The sequence below is a fragment of the Streptomyces albus subsp. albus genome (assembly GCF_000725885.1).
Lineage (GTDB): Bacteria > Actinomycetota > Actinomycetes > Streptomycetales > Streptomycetaceae > Streptomyces > Streptomyces albus.
In genome coordinates, this window is sequence record NZ_JODR01000014.1 from 185,428 (window position 1) to 201,172 (window position 15,745).

Consider the following 15,745-nt stretch of genomic DNA (forward strand, 5'->3'; position numbering starts at 1 on the left):
GGATCGTTGAACAATCCTTCAATGGGTACGACGCGGTCCTTCTTCCTCCGCGGCCCTTTCCGGCTTCCTCCCCGGTCTTCTCCCTCCCGCGGTGGTGTGTTCGCGCGGTGCGCCGGACGGTTGGTCTCCTCGCGATCCTGTGAGCCGTCCATGCGGCCCGGCCCGAAGGCCGGGCCGCAGCGCCGCAGCGAGGTGGTGGCCCCGCTGCCTCACCCCTTGGTCGGACCCGATGTGTGACATCACTGGACGGCGGTCGCCTAGGGGTGTCCGCGGCGGCTGGTGCCGCGGAAACTCGGGTGCGCGCGGCGGACGGACGGGCCGCGGCGCGCCGTCAGTCCGGGCTGGTGCCCAGCGTCACGCCCGCGAGGAAGTCCACCGACTCCTCCGGGGGCGAGTACGGCGGCATGAACACGGCGGCGCGGACATCGCGGTAGGCGCGGGCCAGGGGATGGTGCGCCGTGTAACTGGCCCCTCCCGTCACCCGCATGGCGTGGTCGACCACGGTGGTGGCGGCGCGCTCGACCACCGTGCTGACGGTCTGGCACTCCTTCATCATGGCCCGGCTCACATCGTCGGTCGTCACCTGCGGCTTGTTGGTCAGCAGATATGAGTCGAAGTCCTGGAGGGCGGTGGCCAGGGTGCCGCGTGCTGCCGCGAGTGCCGTCTCCATCTCGGCCACCGAGGTCTTGACGGCGGCCGACGCGGTGCGGCGCCGCCCCGAAGGCCGGTTCAGCGCCGCGAGGGCCTCGTCGCGGGCGGCTTCGGCCAGCCCCAGGTAGACCCCGTTGAGGCCCATCCCGCTGACCGCCCTGCCCTCCAGCATGCTCGCGTCCCGCTTCCCCCACGGGCCGCGGACCAGCAGCGCGTCCTCCGGCACGACGCAGTCGCTGAACTCGACGGTGCCGCTGCCCGAGCCGCGCAGCCCCAGCCCCTGCCAGTCGTCCTCCACGTGCACGCCCGGGGTGTCGGCGGGGATCATCGCGCTCGCCAGATGGGCCCCCTTGCCGCGCTCGGCCCTGAGCCGGCAGTAGAAGTGGGTGGCTGCGGGGGAGATCGAGGCGAGGATCTTGCGGCCGTTGACGACCCAGCCGTTGTACGAGGGCTTGGCGGTGGTGGCCAGGTTCCAGTAGTCGGCCCCTCGTTCGGCGACCGCCGAGCACAGCAGCATCCGGCGGGCACCAATGGCTTCCAGCCACTCGCGGCGCGGCAGATAGCCGGGTTCACCGTCGGCCCCGAAGCGGACGACCCGCGCGAAGTACCAGGCCAGCGCGGTGTGCATGTAGTGGGCGACCGCGACCGAGGGGTCGGCCCGGGCGATGGCGGCGGTCAGGACCGTCAGGTCATGCAGCCGCTCCACCCCGAATCCGCCCAGGTCGGAGGGGGCGGCAGCGGCGAACACCCCCACGTCCGCGAGGGCTTGGACACTCTGGCCGGCGAACCGGCCCTCGCGGTCGGTGACCTCGGCCTCCTTCGCCAGGAAGTCGTGCAGCTTGGTGACCGCCGCCACGGCCTGTTCGCCGCCGGTGGTCGCGGGCCGCAGTTCCGAGTTGAGTGACAAGAGATTCGCCATTTCACGCCCTTGAGGTTTATCGAAGCACCGACATATTCAGGTCACCGCGCCGGGAAAGGTGAATCGTGAACGGAGTTGCGGGCGGTGTCCGATCGATCACGGCGGCATTGCACATGCCAGGGGCAGCTGTATAACGTGACATCTCGTCACTGAGCGGAACCGTAATTGGATGCCCCGGGCGACGATATCGGCGAGGATTTCGACTGTGTGGTCATTGACGCTGCAGTTTTCCGGTTGGTGGGCGGAGGATCCGGCGCGCCCCACGGTGCGGAGCACCTCCCGACAACGCCCGGAACGCTGCGAGATAGCGGAGGACGGATCCGCCGTCATCCGGTACGACGCGGACCGGGACGTGCTCACGTTCGTGCCGGTCGACGGCGGCGGGGAGCCGGGAGAAGAAGGTGCCGCCGTCGTCACCGCGCGGCGCGGACACTGGTGTCTGACGAATCTGCATGCCGAGGACAGCTGTTTCGTCGAGAACATGGAGGGCGGCGGCGGAGAATTCATCAAGGTGCCGCCCCGCCGCCGGGACACCCCCATCCCCTTCGAATTGGCGAGGCTGGTGCTGGCGGTACCACGCGGCGCGGGCCTGGTGAACATATTCGGCCCGGAACCTCCTTATCTCGCCACGGCGGCGAACGCCGACAGTGCGGCATTGCCCGCCCGCGTGACGAATTGGCCGCGGCTGGATGAGCGGGCGCTCTATTTCCGGGTGCTCGTAGCGCTGTGCGAGCCGCAGTTGCGGGGCGGGCCCCCGGGTGCCGTACCGACGGTCGGTGAGGTCATCGAGCGACTGAACGGCGGCTGCCGGCCGGTCGGAATGACGCGTGCCGCCGTCAACCATCACATCGAATACCTCGCCAACGAGAAGCTGCGGGTGGCCGAATGGGCGGGGCTGACCGAGGGCAAGCGGTCCTACTGGAAACGGGAGGCCGTCGTCGCGCTGGTGCTGCGCGCCGGACTGGTGGGGGAGCGCCATCTGCGGCTGCTGCCGCCGCGGCGGGTCACAGCCGGGCAACGGCCTGCTCCACCGCCCGCACCAGTTCGGCGACCTCCGCTGCGTCGATGACCAGCGGCGGAATGGCCATCACCGCGCGGCCCTGCTGCCGCAGCAGCACACCCTGCCGCTTCGCCTCGGCCACCAGGGCGGCGGCCGACTCCGGCTGCCGGCACTCCACGGTGGCCACCAGACCCAGCCCCCGCACGTCCGTCACCTCCGGGTGCTCCGCCAACGGCGCAAGGCCCGCCAGGAGTTCGGCGCCCAGCCGCGCCGCCGAGCCGACCAGGCCGCGCTCCTCGATGACGTCGAGGACGGCCAGCGCCACGGCACAGGCCACCGCGTGCCCGCCGGTGGTGTGCCCGTACCGCAGCCCGCCCAGCAGCGGGTCGGCGGCGAAGGAACGGTAGACCTCGTCGGTGGTGGTGAGCGCGGCGAACGGCACGTAACCGCCGCTGATGCCCTTGCTCATGGTGACCAGGTCCGGGGTGACGCCGTCGTGCTGGAAGCCGAACATGCGGCCCGTGCGGCCGAATCCGCAGAACACCTCGTCGACGATCAGCAGGGCGCCGGTACGGTCGCACAGTGCGCGCAGCGCCCGCAGGAACCCGTCGGGCAGCACCACACCGCCGCCCACGTTCAGCAGCGGCTCGACCATCACGGCGGCCGGCGGCGGACCGTCGAGCACCGCCCGCTCGAACGCGTCGGCCAGCAGCGTCAGCGCCTCCGGCGTGCGCAGCGCGGCCGGCTCCAGCGGCAGCTCGACACGCGTGACGGGGAACGGCGCGGTGCCGTGGATGGCGTTGGTCGGCAGACCGGACAGGTGCTGGGCGACCAGCGTGGTGCCGTGGTAGCCGGCCGCGAAGGTGACGAGACGGTCACGCGGCTCACCCCGGTTGGTCCAGTGGTCGTGCGCGATGCGCACCGCGGCCTCGGTCGCCTCCGACCCGCTGTTGACGAAGAACGTCCGCTCCAGCCCGGCCGGCAGCAGACCGGCGATCCGCTCCGCGGCCAGCCCGGCGGGCAGGTGGCTCGCCGCGCTCAGATCGAAGTGCGGCAGCAGTTCGAGCTGCCGCCGTGCGGCCTCCAGCAGCGCCGGATGCGCGTAGCCGCAACTGGAGTTCATCGCCGAGGCCATCGCGTCCAGATAGCCGGCGCCCGTCACATCACGGACCCGGCAGCCCTCGCCCGCGACCAGGATCGGCCGGTCGTCGGCGGGCTGACGCACGGAGGACCACGGGTGCCACAGATGGCGGCGGTCGCGTTCCCGGGCCCGGTCCGTGTCCGTTCCGGCGGCGTGCCGGTCGTTTCCCACGTTGGTAAGGGACATGCCGTCGATCGTGCAGGCACCGGGCGCCCTGCACACCCGTACACCTGTCAGGGTCACAAAGCGGCGGGCGCCGGTGATCGTGTCTCCGGTCGGCCGAGGAGGGCAGCGGCACCCCGCGAACGCCCCCGGCCGGCACCCCGGACCCGAGAGGAACGCGCCCGTGACCCTGCGCCTGCTCGACCCGGCGTCCCCGCCGCCGTACCGCCCCGACCGGGTGCTGGTCGCCGGAGGCAGCGGCGCCGGAAAGACGACGGTCGCCCGTAAACTCGCCGCGCTCTTCGAGCTGGACCACATCGACCTGGACGCGCTCTACTACCGGCCAGGCTGGCAGCCGCGCGAGGAGTTCCCCGACGACGTGGAGCGGCTCACCCGCCCCGCCCGCTGGATCACCGAATGGCACTACCCGGAGGTGGCCCGGCTGCTGGCCCGGCGGGCCCAGTTGCTGGTGTGGCTGGACTACTCCGTCCCCCTCACCATGACCAGCCTGCTGCTGCGCACCCTGCTGCGGTCGCTGCACCGGGAAGTGCTCTGGAGCGGCAACCAGGAACCGCCGCTGCGCTCGGTCCTCACCGACCCCGAGAACATCCTGCGCTACGGCTGGACCACCCGGCACCTGACCCGCGACAGCCTGCGGGAGATGGCCCGCCGGCCCGTGCCGGACCGGCTGGACGTGGTGCGCTTCACCCGGCCCGCCGCCCTGTCGCGGTGGCTGCTGGGCCCGGCCCGCGACGCCGCCCGCGCCCACGCCGCCGCTGCCCCCGCCCCCGGAAGGAGCACGGATGCCGCACGGCTTCGATGACATCGTGGTGGGTGCCGGTTCGGCGGGCGCGGTGCTCGCCGCCCGGCTGTCGGCCGACCCGGGCCGGCGGGTCCTGCTGGTCGAGGCCGGCCCCGACCCCGACCCGGCCGCCCTCCCCGCCGATCTGCGCGACGGCTGCACCCCCTCGATGGTGGACCACGACTGGGGACTCGAAGGCATCCGCGACGACGGCGCACGGCTGCCGCTGCCCCGCGGCCGGGTCGTCGGCGGCTCCTCCGCGGTCAACAGCTGCATCGCGCTGCGCCCCGCCCCCGGCGACTTCGCCGCCTGGGACGAGATCACCGGCGGCGACTGGTCCTGGCCGCACATGCTGCCCTGGTTCCGCCGGCTGGAGACCGACACGGACTTCTCCGGGCCCGTGCACGGCACCGACGGACCCGTACGGCTGCGGCGCTGCACCGGCAATGGACTCAGCCCGCTGTCGGCCGCGCTGGTGGAGACCGCGACCGCCGCCGGGCACCCGTACACGGCCGACCACAACGCACCCGATGCGACCGGCGTCGGACCGCTGCCGCTCAACCTCACCGAGGACGGCACCCGCATCTCCGCTGCCTTGGCCTATCTCGTCCCCGCACGCTCCCGGCCCAACCTGACCGTGCTGGCCGGCACCCTGGCCGACCGTGTGCTGTTCTCGGGCAGCACCGCGACCGGTGTCCTGCTGCGCTCCGGCAGCCGCACCCGTACCGTGCACGCCGACCGCGTCACCCTGTGCGCCGGCGCCTACGGCACACCGGCACTGCTGCACCGCTCCGGCATCGGCCCCCGCCCCGTACTCGACGCGCTCGGTGTGCCGCCGGTGGCCGAACTGACCGGAGTCGGCGCCCAGCTCGCCGACCACGCGCAGGTGCCCATCGGTGTGCTGCCCGTCCCCGGTCTGTGCGACCCGGCCGACCCCTGCGCCCAAGTGGTGCTGCGCTGCACGGCGCCCGGCTCCAGCGTCGCCGACGACCTCCAGATCTACGCGCTCAACCATGTGCGGCTCGACGTGTACGCGCCCCATCTGGCCCCGCGGGTGCCGGACGGCAGGGCGTTCATGGTGACCGCCAATCTGATGGCACCGCTGGGCCGCGGCACCGTCACCGCCGTCTCGCCCGACCCCGCCGTCCCCCCGCGCATCGCCATCGACTACACGGCGCACGAGGAGGACGCGCGGCGGCTGCGGGCCGGCGTCGCCCTGTGCTGGGAGCTGCTGGGACAGGCACCGTTCACCGCGCTCACCAAGGAGATCATCGACGTGGACGGCAGGACCGTCGAGTCCCCCGCGCGGCTGGACGCCTACGTCAGGGAGGCGGCACGCACCGCCCATCACCCCATGGGCACCGCCCGGATGGGCCGGCCCGGCGATCCCGGAGCCGTGGTGGACGACCGGCTGCGGGTGCACGGCGTCCAGGGGCTGCGGGTGGCCGACGCCTCCGTCGTCCCCGTCCCCGTACGGGTCAACACCAATCTCCTGGCCCTCGCCCTCGGCGAGCGGGCCGCCGCGTGGTAGGCCCCGGCGCGGGCCGCACCGCACCACACACACCACGAACGCGACATACGTGCCGCACGGGCGGCGGAGCGGAGACGCAGATGACGACCGGCAACCCGGTGCTCAAACACCGACCCGAGGACTTCCGCGTACGGGAGAACCTGGTGGTGCCCCTCACCCGCGCACAGTCCGCGCCCCACCGCTACCTCCTGCTGCACAAGTGCGGCTACACCACCATGGAGGCGGTGCGCTGGGTGGCCGACCGGCTGGGGCTGCCCAGCAGCGAGGTCGGCTACGCCGGGCTCAAGGACGAGGACGGGGTGACCGAACAGCTGCTGTCCGTCCCCGTCACCGCCCGCACCGCGGCCGGCGGACCGGTGGAGGAGGAGCCGGCCCTCAGCGAGGAGCCCGGCCGCTGGCTCCGGCTGCACCACTACGGCTACGGGCACGAGGCGCTGACCGTCGGCCGGCTCAACGGCAACGGCTTCCGGGTGGTGCTCCGCGACCTGGACGAGGCGACCGCCGCCCGGCTGGCGGAACGCGGGCGCCGCAACCTGCTGTTCGTCAACTACTACGACACCCAGCGCTTCGGCGTCCCCGGCGGTCCCAAACGCACCCATCTGGTCGGCGAGGCACTGCTCAAGGAGGACTGGGGGCTGGCACGGCGCGAACTGGCCACGCTCGGCGCCCCCGAGAGCGGAACCGCCCGGCGGTGGACCGGCCCCGACCGTGACCTCTTCCGCCGCGGACTCGACGCCAGGACCACCGCCTTCTACCTGGCCGCGCACTCCTCCGCCGACTGGAACGCCCGCGTGCCGGACCTGATCGCCACCAGCTGCCCCGGCGACAGCGTCGAGACCAGCGTCGACGGACTGCCCTACCGCTTCCCCACCTCGGGGGCGGACGTCGCCGCGCTGCAGGCCGCCTGCCACGAGCTGCCCTACACCCGCTACTCGTGGCGGGACGGGCCGGTGGAACGGGCCACCGTACGGCCCACCGTCGTCCAGACGGTGGTGACCGTGGAGCGCACCGGCCCCGACGACGCGTTCCCCGGCCGGCACGCCGTCGAGGTCTCCTTCCTGCTGCCGTCCGGCTGCTACGCCACCGCCGCGCTGCGGCAACTGGTCCTCCAGTGCTGACCCACCCCACCCGCACCCCGCACCGGACGCGTCTTCGCGAGGCCGCCAGGCCGGAGAGGAAACCGATGGCGCTGCTGCTGCTCAACCGCAGGCCCGTCCTGGACCGGGTACCGGCCTGGCTGCCGGGCGCCTCGCTGATCGTCGTCACCGACCGCGGCGCCGCGCGGTACGCGCCCACCGGCGCCTTCGTCCGCACCCAGCTCGTGGACGACTACACCTCGCCGCGGGTGGACGGACTCATCGACACCCTCTGCGCCTCCGGCCGGATCGAACGGGTGCTGACCACCGCCGAGAGCGACGTGGTGCGGGCCGCCCGCGCACGGGAGCGGTACGGGCTGCCCGGCCAGCGGACGGCGAGCGCGCTGGCCTTCCGCGACAAGTCCCTGATGCGGCGGCTGGCGGCCCGGCACGGGGTCGCGGTCCCCGAGGCGGCCGTGGCGCGCGACACCGGTGACCTTGTGGACTTCGCCCGCGCGCACGGACTGCCGGTGGTGGTCAAACCCGCCGACGGCGCCGGCTCCGTCGGCGTACGGGTGCTGCGCGACCCGCAGCAGCTGCGCTCCTGCCCGCTGCCCGCCGACCGCACGCAGCTGGTCGAACGGTTCGTGCCCGGCACGGTCTGCCACGTCGACGGGCTCATGTCCGAGGGCACCGTGCTGCACGCCGTCCCCTCCCGCTACCTCCACCCCAACCTGGACACGGCCACCGACGGCATCCCCAGCATCAGCGGTATGCTCGCCCCCGGCGACCCGCTGGCGCCCCGGCTGACCGAGGCGACCGCCGCCGTCGTCGCCGCCCTCCCGCCGGTCCCCGTGCCCACCGCCTTCCACGCCGAGTTCTTCCACACCCCCGACGACACGCTGGTGCTGTGCGAGATCGCCTGCCGGCCGGGCGGCTGCGGCATCGTCGAGGCCCACGAACTGGCCACCGGCGTCAACCTGTACGCCGCCCAGCTGCGCGGCCAGGCCGGACTCCCGGTGCCACGCCCCGAACCCGGCCGGCCGCGCCACGGCTGGGCCTGGTTCCCGCCCCGGGCCGCCACCCTGGAGCGGCTGCCGGAGTTCTGCCCCCTGCCGTACGCACACCGGTTCGCCGCCTACGGGAAGACCGGCGTCCGCCACGACGGACCCCGGTCGAGCACCGACAGCATCGCCGAGCTGGTCTTCCGGCTCGACGACGGCCAGGACGTCACCGAACGGCTGCGCGAGATCGAGGACTGGTGGTCGCGGGAGGTGCGGTGGGCGGCGTGACGACGACCCCCGGCCGGCCGCCCGTCTCCGCCGGCCGCACCCGCGGCTTCATGGCGGCCATGGTGGTGGACGCCCTGGGCAGCGGCGTGTGGATCACCTTCTCCCTGCTGTACTTCGTCTACGGACGCGGCATGGAGCTGACCGCCGCCGGCTCCGCGCTCAGCGCCGGCTCCCTGACCGCGCTGGCCGCCGGCGGCCTGGCCGTAGGCACGCTCACCGACCGGCTGGGCCCCTACCGCGCCGCGGTCCTCAGCTGCGCCTGCCGCGCGGTCGCCTTCCCCTGCTACCTGCTGGCCGACAACATGGCGACGGTCGCCGTGATCGCGTTCACGGTCAGCTTCGGCGACCGGCTCTACTGGGCGGCGCACGGCGGGCTGGTGGACAGCGTCACCTCCGCCGAGCACGCCCAGCGCAGCCTGTTCGCGCTGCTCAACAGCCTGCGCAACGTGGGCCTGGGCGTCGGCGCGCTCGCCGTGGCCCTCGCCTCCTCGCTGGAGGGCGCCGACGCCGCACTGTGGAACGCCATCCCCCTGGTGAACGCGGCCAGCTTCGCCGTCGCCGGCGTGCTCTTCCGGTGGGTGGGCCGAGCCCTGGCCCCCGCCCGGGAGCGGACGGCGGACCGCGAGCGGCACCACAGCGGCGGACGGCGCCCCTCGTACCGCGGGGTGCTGGCCAACCGGGGCTTCCTCGCCTTCACCGGCGCGACCCTCACCCTCACCCTCTCCAGCGTCGCCTTCGACTCGATCCTCCCCGTCTATCTGCGGTCCCTCGACGCCCCCCTGTGGGTGCCGCCCGCCGCCTACCTGCTCTCCTGCGTCGCCATCCCCGCCTGCCAGCCGCTCGCGCTGCGGCTGGGCCGGCGGCACGCCCCGCTGCGGCTGATGGCCCTGGCCGCGGTACTGGTGGCGGCGGCGTTCGGCGGACTGGCCGCGCTGACGCTGCTGGGCCGCGCGGGCGCCGTCGCCGGGGTCGGCGTCCCCGTCCTGGTCTTCAGCCTGGGGGAGGCGGTCTTCGGCGCCGTGGCCATGACCATCGTGCTCGCCTACGCCACCTCGCACGAAGCCGGCCGCTACAGCGCCTTCTACCAGCTCGCCTGGGGGCTCTCCGGCGCCCTGGGACCCGGCGTGCACACCTTCTTGTTCTCGGCGTCGGGCAGCGCCCCGTGGCTCGTCATGGGCTGCGCGCTGCTGGTGGGCGCCGCCGTCTACCTCAGGCTCGCCGGGGCGGCGACCAGGACCGAAGACGCCCCCCAGGGCCGGAAAGCGGAGGCATGATGCCCCTCACCCAGCGGGCCGCCGCACCTCTTCCCGCCGGGGTGACCGACCCCGAGGACATCCGGGGCACCGTCGCCCGCGCCCTGCACCGCTTCTGGGACGGGCGGGAGACGGTGCTGCTCCTCGACGACTTCGACCACCGGACCACCGCGCTCGTGGACGAACTCCACGCGTGCGGGGCACGGGTGGCGGCCGTCGTCAGCCGCACCGGGCCGGGACCCGGGGCACCCGCCGTCCCTCAGGTGTGGCGCTGCACCGACGAGGGACTGGAGCTGACCCGGCCCCAGTTCGAGGCGTGGCTGCGGCAGCCGGGTGCCGAGGTCCACCGCTGGCTGGACGCGCTGGACCCGCACCGGCGCTGGCTGGCCCTGGGCACCCCCCGCACCGGGATCGCCCGGTTCTGCGGGCGGCCGGTGCACGGCTGGCGGCGCCCGCGCTGGGCAGCCGTCGAGGACAAGACCACCATCGACCGGCTCTGGACCCGCATCGGTGTGGCCTCGCCGCCGCACGCCGTGCTGACCGTCGCCCAGGCACTGCGCGACCCCCGGGTGGCGGACCGGCTGGGCGGACCGGCGGGGGTGGTGGTGGCCGCGGACTCCTCACACGGCCACGTCGGTGACTCGCTGGGCCTGCGCTGGGTGCCCCGCACGCACCGGTTCACCGACGCGGTGAGCGAGTTGGGCAGCCGCGCCCGGCGGGTGCGGGTGGCCCGCTTCGCCGACGGCGTGCCGTGCAGCGTGCTGGCCATGGCCCTGCCCGGCTCGCTCGCCGTCTTCTCGCCGATCGAGATCGTCACGCTCGGCGATCCGGCGGCCGGCCGGCTGGTGTTCTGCGGCTCCTCCACCCACTGGCGGCCCGGCGAGGCCGCCGAGCGGGAGATCCGCGACGCCGCCCGCCGCGCCGGCGAGGAACTGGTACGCACCACCGGCTACCGGGGCCTGTTCAGCGTGGACGGGCTGCTCACCGAGGACGGCTTCACCGCCACCGAACTCAACCCCCGGCACGCCTCGGGGCTCGGACTGCGCGCGGCCGTACCCGACTTCCCTCTCTACCTCTTCCACCGCGCCGTGCAGGAGCGCGTACCCGGACTCGACGGCATCCGGGGCGCCGCGCTGGAGCGGTTCGTGCGCGACGCGGTGGCCGCGGCGCCGTCGTACGCGCTGTCGGTCCCGGCGGCCCGGCCCGGCCACCCCGACGGCCCGGCGCGGCTGAGCGACGGGACCTCGCGCATCGACTACCGCGTCGCGGACGGCGCCGCCACCCCGGTCGCGATCACCCCGCCGTCCGCGGACCACCGTGCGGGCCCGGCCTGTGCGCTGCTCGCGGCCCGGCTCGGCGATCCGGCCCTGCGCTCCTTCCCCCTCGGTGCCCTCGACGGCGCCACTTCGTGAGGACCCCTCGCTCCGGCAACCGCGCACCTCACCCCAGAGAAAGGGCGGACAAACCGTGAACCAACCGGCGACCCTGGTCAACTCCTGGAACGAGTGGGACCCGCTGCGCGAGATCGTCGTGGGCATCGCCGACGGCGCCTGCTTCGAACCGACCGAGCCCGGCTACCGGCCCGAACTGCGCGGCTCGGGCGGCGCGTTCCCCACCGGGCCCAAACCCGCGGAGATGATCGACCGCGCCAACGCCCAGCTGGACGGCCTGGCCGACCTGCTGCGGTCGTGCGGCGTCACCGTCCGGCGGCCCGAGCCGTACGATCTGTCGGCGCCGCTGCGCACCCCCACGTTCGAGGTCGCCAACCAGTACTGCGTGGTGTGCCCCCGGGACGTGATGATCACCCTGGGCAACGAGATCGTCGAGGCCACCATGTCCCGCCGGGCCCGCTACTTCGAGTATCTGGCCTACCGCAAACTGGTCTACGAGTACTGGGACAACGACCCCGGCATGGTGTGGACGGTGGCCCCCAAACCGTCCATGGCCGACGGCATGTACCGCCAGGAGTTCTGGGACTGGCCGCTGGCCAAGCGGCACCGCGAGATGCACTCCTCGGAGTTCTGCGTCACCCAGGACGAGGTCGTCTTCGACGCCGCCGACATCAGCCGGTTCGGCCGCGATCTGGTGGTTCAGGAGTCCATGACGACCAACCGGGCCGGGATCCGCTGGCTCAAACGCCATCTGGAGCCGCGTGGCTTCCGCGTCCACCCCGTGCACTTCCCGCTGGACTTCTTCCCCTCGCACATCGACTGCACCTTCGTCCCGCTCCGTCCCGGCCTGGTGCTGACCAACCCGGAACGCCCGCTGCGGGAGGGCGAGGAGCAGATGTTCCTGCGCAACGGCTGGGAACTGGTCGAGGCGCCGCAGCCGACCACCGGAAACGACGAGATGCCGCGCTACTGCCAGTCGTCCAAGTGGCTGTCGATGAACGTGCTCAGCGTCTCACCGACCCAGGTGATCTGCGAGGAGCGGGAGGCACCGCTGCACGAACTGCTCGACAAGCTCGGCTTCGAGGTGCTGACCGTCCCCTTCCGTGACGTCTTCGAATACGGCGGCTCCCTGCACTGCGCCACCTGGGACGTCAACCGGGCCGGCACGGCGGAGGACTACTTCGCGGACGGCTACCGCCCGCTGACGGCCGGCCGGCAGGCCGGCGTCTGAGCGGCAGGCCCGGCGTCCGGGGAGTGGCCGGCCCGCGCCCGAGAGGGCGGGCCGGCGGCCCCGGGCGGCACGCGGGCGCGGCGCGCGGCTCAGCCGCGCTCCCGCCCCGCCCAGGCGTCGAACGCCGCCACATCGGTCACCCCGTGGTCCAGCACCGCCCGGTACACCTCGTAACTGGGCACCCGCGAGGCCGCCGGCCGCTCGGAGAGGGCCTGCTTGATGCCGAGGATCGTGATGCGGTGGGCGTCGGTCAGCCGCGGCGGCAGGTCCCGGACGTGGGCCAGATCGGGCTGCCGGTCGGGTTCGTCGACGAACCAGATGTCCAGCGTCCACTCCCGTCCCGCGGCGGAGCGGTACTCCACGTTCAGATAGAGGCCGTCCGGATAGCGCGGGTCGGTGTTCCACGCCCCGGTGTCGTCGCGGAACGTCACCTGCCGCACCCTCTCGTGCAGCCCCAGCGTGGCGCCCGCGGCGGTCACCGCCCGCTTGACGGAGTCGTCCAGCCGGGGGCAGACCACGGTCAGATCCAGGTCCGCCGCCACCATCAGCCCCAGCGCGGCGCTGCCCACCCGCTCGACGCGTCCGTGCGGCGCCAGCAGCCCGGCCAGTCCCAGGTCCTCCGCGACGGCGTCGGCCTCCCGCTGCAAGTCGTCCTGCCGCGCCCGCAGCCGCTCCCCGTCCGTCACCTGTTCTCGCGCCACCACGCCGGCCTTTCCTCTCTTTCTCCGCCGGGCCCTCCGGCATCCCGCATGCTTCCAGCCGTACCCGGCGCGAGGACCGCTTTCGGTCACGCGGCGTTCCCCCGCCCGGAATGCCGGCGCCCGGGCGGGGGAGCGCCGCGTTCTCAGCGCGCCGCCCGCAGGCCCTTGGGGACCAGCACCCGCTGGAGGAGCGCGAGTGCGCCGTCGGCGGCCAGGGCGAGGACGGCCACCCACAAGGCGGCGGCGATGACGCCTTCGAGCCCGTACGTGGCCTGGCCCAGCACGATGTCGCCGAGCCCGCCGCCACCCGCCACGGTGGCGAGCGTCGCACTGGAGATGACGTAGACGACGGCGATCCGCACACCGGAGAACAACAGCGGCAGCGCCAGCGGGAGTTCCACCTTGAACAGCACCTGGGCGGGGGTGAGGCCCATGCCGCGGGCCGAGCGCACCAGGTCCGGGTCCACCTGGTCCACGGCCAGGTACGCCTGGCTGAGGATGGGCGGGATCGCGGTGATCAGCAGGGCGATGGCGATGTTGGTGAAGGTCAGCCCGAAGATGCCCAGCCCGATGGCGATGACGGCGAGGTTGGGCAGGGCCCGGCCGATGTTGGAGATCGCGGAGGTGAGGAACTCGCCCTTGTGCAGATGGCCCAGCCACAGGCCGAGCGGTACGGCGACGACGAGGGAGACGGCGACGACGACCGCGCACATCCAGATGTGCTGGCCGGTCTTGTCCAGCAGCAGCGACAACTGGTCCCGCATGAAGGTGAAGGAGCCGAGAAAGGTGCTCATGGTTATGCGGCCCTCCTCGTCCGCGCCCACGGGGTGAGCAGCCGGCCGGCGAGCACGAGGGCGCCGTCGGCGGCCAGCGCGAGGGCGACGGCGAGCGCGCCGGCGCCGATGAACTGGGTGTTGAACGGTGACTGGAGCGCCTTGAGGATCAGCGAGCCGAGCCCCTGGTCCACGACGTAGGCGGCGATGGCGACGATCCCGATCGTCATGACGGTCGTCACCCGCAGCCCGGAGATCAGCGAGGGGACGGCCAGCCGCAGCTCCACCTTGAAGAGGATCTGCCGGCGGGTGAGCCCCATGCCGCGTGCCGCGCGCACCGCGTCCTCGGGCACCTCGCGCAGTCCCGTCAGGATCGTGGTGAACAGCAGATAGAGGCTGTAGAGCACCAGCGCGATCTCGACGGTGAGCACGGAGAACCCGGTGACGGGCACGAGCAGCTGGAAGAGCGCCAGCGGCGGCACGGTGTACAGGAACGAGGTCACGCCGGAGACGGGTGCGGCCAGCCAGCTCTTGAAGTGGCACAGCACGGCGGCGCCCACGGCCAGCACGAAGCCGAGCACCACGGCGATCAGGGTCAGCTCCAGGTGCTGCACCAGGGCGGGCCAGAACAGGTTCCACCAGTGGTCGCCGAACCAGTCGGTGCAGAAGGTGGCGTCCCGCGCGACGCAGGCGCTGGGCTCGCCGTAGTCGGGGATGACGGGCGGCTGGGCGCTCACGCGGTACCCGCCTTCCGTACGGCGTCCAGGGACGCGACGCCCAGCACCCGGCCGCCGGCACCGGTGCCGCCGGCGGGCGTCCCGTCGGCGCGGGCCGCACCGTCCGCGTCCGGGGCGCCCTCGGCCGCGGTGACCAGGACGCCCTCGGTGCCCTCGGCCACCATCAGGGAGAGGGCGGCGCGCAGGCTGGCATCGGCGGGCAGAACGGGCAGGCTCCGGTCGTCGGGCCGGGCGGGGGACAGCTCACCACTGCCGGCCAGGTCGGCGAGCCGGGTGAGGGTCAGCCGCTTGAGGCCGCGGTCGGCGCCCACGAATCGGGCGACGAACTCGTCGGCGGGCTCCTTGAGCAGGGTGCGCGGGGTGTCGTACTGGGCCAGCTTGCCGCCCTCCCGGAAGATCGCGATGCGGTCGCCCATCTTGACCGCCTCGTCGATGTCGTGGCTGACGAAGATGACCGTCTTGCGGATACGTTCGTGCAGTGCCAGGAACTCGTCCTGCACATGCTCACGGGTGATTGGGTCCAGCGCGCCGAACGGCTCGTCCATCAGCATCACCGGCGGATCGGCGGCCAGCGCCCGGGCGATGCCGACCCGCTGGCGCTGCCCGCCCGACAGCTGCGAGGGATACCGCCGGCCGTACTCGTCCACGGGCAGCCCCACCAGTTCCAGCAGCTGTCCGACCCGCTCCTTGATGCGCTTCTTCCCCCAGCCGAGCACCTTGGGCACGGTCGCCACGTTCTCGGCGATGGACAGATGCGGGAACAGCCCGGTCTGCTGGATGACGTAGCCGATGGAGCGGCGCAGCCGGATCGGGTCCAGATCGCGGATGGAGCGCCCGCCGATGCGGATGTCACCGCCGGTGATCTCCGCGAGCCGGTTGACCATCATCAAGGCGGTGGTCTTGCCGCTGCCCGAGGGGCCGAGCAGTACACAGATCTCACCGGCCGGAACGGTAAGCGACAGGTCGTCGACGGCGGGGACGGTGGCGTTCGGATACGTCTTGACCACGTGGTCGAAGACGATGTCCTGCGCTGCGGCAGGGGTTTCAGGACGGACCTGAGTCATGGGGTGGTTCTCCTGGTCGGG

General features: G+C 73.2%; 14 protein-coding genes. 8 read left to right on the top strand and 6 right to left on the bottom strand.

The genetic code is table 11. The annotated features are described in order from the left end of the window. Positions 1-331: 331 nt before the first annotated feature. Positions 332-1,570 carry an acyl-CoA dehydrogenase family protein gene (locus tag IO40_RS0117265; protein WP_031027673.1) on the bottom strand — a complete coding sequence of 413 codons (1,239 nt, stop codon included), beginning with the start codon at positions 1,568-1,570 and terminating at the stop codon, positions 332-334. Positions 1,571-1,775: 205 nt separating this feature from the next. On the opposite strand from IO40_RS0117265, the gene IO40_RS0117270 reads away from it, so the two are divergent. Then, positions 1,776-2,639 (top strand): hypothetical protein, encoded by an 864-nt coding sequence (locus IO40_RS0117270; protein WP_016471191.1) that lies wholly within the window; start codon positions 1,776-1,778, stop codon positions 2,637-2,639. Here IO40_RS0117270 and IO40_RS0117275 read toward each other — a convergent pair. Continuing rightward, complete coding sequence (locus IO40_RS0117275; protein ID WP_016471192.1) at positions 2,575-3,897, bottom strand: aminotransferase family protein; 1,323 nt, start codon at positions 3,895-3,897, stop codon at positions 2,575-2,577. The two genes, IO40_RS0117270 and IO40_RS0117275, sit on opposite strands and share 65 nt — an antisense overlap. Before the next feature lie 160 nt (positions 3,898-4,057). Here IO40_RS0117275 and IO40_RS0117280 point away from each other — a divergent pair, with 160 nt between their 5' ends. The 7 genes from IO40_RS0117280 (at position 4,058) to IO40_RS0117310 (ending at position 12,449) form a co-directional block, all read left to right on the top strand. After that, positions 4,058-4,696: a zeta toxin family protein gene (locus tag IO40_RS0117280; protein ID WP_016471193.1), complete on the top strand. Its 639-nt coding sequence runs from the start codon at positions 4,058-4,060 to the stop codon at positions 4,694-4,696. Beyond that, entirely contained in the window at positions 4,677-6,206 is a 1,530-nt protein-coding gene (locus tag IO40_RS0117285) for a GMC family oxidoreductase (RefSeq protein ID WP_030405499.1), read from the top strand. The genes IO40_RS0117280 and IO40_RS0117285 overlap by 20 nt, the downstream gene beginning before the upstream one ends. A gap of 80 nt (positions 6,207-6,286) precedes the next feature. Beyond that, on the top strand, positions 6,287-7,324 hold the full coding sequence (gene truD / locus IO40_RS0117290; RefSeq protein ID WP_031175705.1) for a tRNA pseudouridine(13) synthase TruD: 1,038 nt from the start codon (positions 6,287-6,289) through the stop codon (positions 7,322-7,324). Positions 7,325-7,389: 65 nt separating this feature from the next. After that, positions 7,390-8,574: an ATP-grasp domain-containing protein gene (locus IO40_RS0117295; RefSeq protein ID WP_030405501.1), complete on the top strand. Its 1,185-nt coding sequence runs from the start codon at positions 7,390-7,392 to the stop codon at positions 8,572-8,574. Continuing rightward, positions 8,571-9,848 carry an MFS transporter gene (locus IO40_RS0117300; RefSeq protein ID WP_234029834.1) on the top strand — a complete coding sequence of 426 codons (1,278 nt, stop codon included), beginning with the start codon at positions 8,571-8,573 and terminating at the stop codon, positions 9,846-9,848. The genes IO40_RS0117295 and IO40_RS0117300 overlap by 4 nt, the downstream gene beginning before the upstream one ends. Next, the gene (locus IO40_RS33695) at positions 9,848-11,239 is read left to right on the top strand and encodes a hypothetical protein (protein ID WP_244190322.1); all 1,392 of its coding nucleotides are present in this window, start codon (positions 9,848-9,850) and stop codon (positions 11,237-11,239) included. The genes IO40_RS0117300 and IO40_RS33695 overlap by 1 nt, the downstream gene beginning before the upstream one ends. Before the next feature lie 55 nt (positions 11,240-11,294). Further along, positions 11,295-12,449 (top strand): arginine deiminase family protein, encoded by a 1,155-nt coding sequence (locus IO40_RS0117310; RefSeq protein WP_016471199.1) that lies wholly within the window; start codon positions 11,295-11,297, stop codon positions 12,447-12,449. A gap of 89 nt (positions 12,450-12,538) precedes the next feature. Here the strand turns inward: IO40_RS0117310 and IO40_RS0117315 are convergent, their stop codons facing one another. From IO40_RS0117315 to IO40_RS33700, 4 genes are all read right to left on the bottom strand, one after another. After that, positions 12,539-13,153, bottom strand: a complete 615-nt coding sequence (locus IO40_RS0117315; RefSeq protein WP_031175707.1) for a hypothetical protein — start codon at positions 13,151-13,153, stop codon at positions 12,539-12,541. Positions 13,154-13,293: 140 nt separating this feature from the next. Then, entirely contained in the window at positions 13,294-13,944 is a 651-nt protein-coding gene (locus IO40_RS0117320) for an ABC transporter permease (protein WP_016471201.1), read from the bottom strand. Between the two features lie 2 nt (positions 13,945-13,946). Continuing rightward, positions 13,947-14,660, bottom strand: a complete 714-nt coding sequence (locus IO40_RS0117325) for an ABC transporter permease (RefSeq protein WP_016471202.1) — start codon at positions 14,658-14,660, stop codon at positions 13,947-13,949. Beyond that, positions 14,657-15,724, bottom strand: coding sequence for an ABC transporter ATP-binding protein (locus IO40_RS33700; RefSeq protein WP_016471203.1), 1,068 nt, complete (start codon positions 15,722-15,724; stop codon positions 14,657-14,659). The genes IO40_RS0117325 and IO40_RS33700 overlap by 4 nt, the downstream gene beginning before the upstream one ends. Between the last annotated feature and the right edge of the window lie 21 nt (positions 15,725-15,745).

Excerpts from the sequence above, each read along its gene's own strand:
- IO40_RS0117265 (WP_031027673.1), bottom strand. The coding sequence starts at position 1,570 with ATGGCGAATCTCTTGTCACTCAACTCGGAACTGCGGCCCGCGACCACC.
- IO40_RS0117275 (WP_016471192.1), bottom strand. The coding sequence starts at position 3,897 with ATGTCCCTTACCAACGTGGGAAACGACCGGCACGCCGCCGGAACGGAC.
- IO40_RS0117285 (WP_030405499.1), top strand. The coding sequence starts at position 4,677 with ATGCCGCACGGCTTCGATGACATCGTGGTGGGTGCCGGTTCGGCGGGC.
- truD (WP_031175705.1), top strand. The coding sequence starts at position 6,287 with ATGACGACCGGCAACCCGGTGCTCAAACACCGACCCGAGGACTTCCGC.
- IO40_RS0117295 (WP_030405501.1), top strand. The coding sequence starts at position 7,390 with ATGGCGCTGCTGCTGCTCAACCGCAGGCCCGTCCTGGACCGGGTACCG.
- IO40_RS33695 (WP_244190322.1), top strand. The coding sequence starts at position 9,848 with ATGCCCCTCACCCAGCGGGCCGCCGCACCTCTTCCCGCCGGGGTGACC.
- IO40_RS0117320 (WP_016471201.1), bottom strand. The coding sequence starts at position 13,944 with ATGAGCACCTTTCTCGGCTCCTTCACCTTCATGCGGGACCAGTTGTCG.
- IO40_RS33700 (WP_016471203.1), bottom strand. The coding sequence starts at position 15,724 with ATGACTCAGGTCCGTCCTGAAACCCCTGCCGCAGCGCAGGACATCGTC.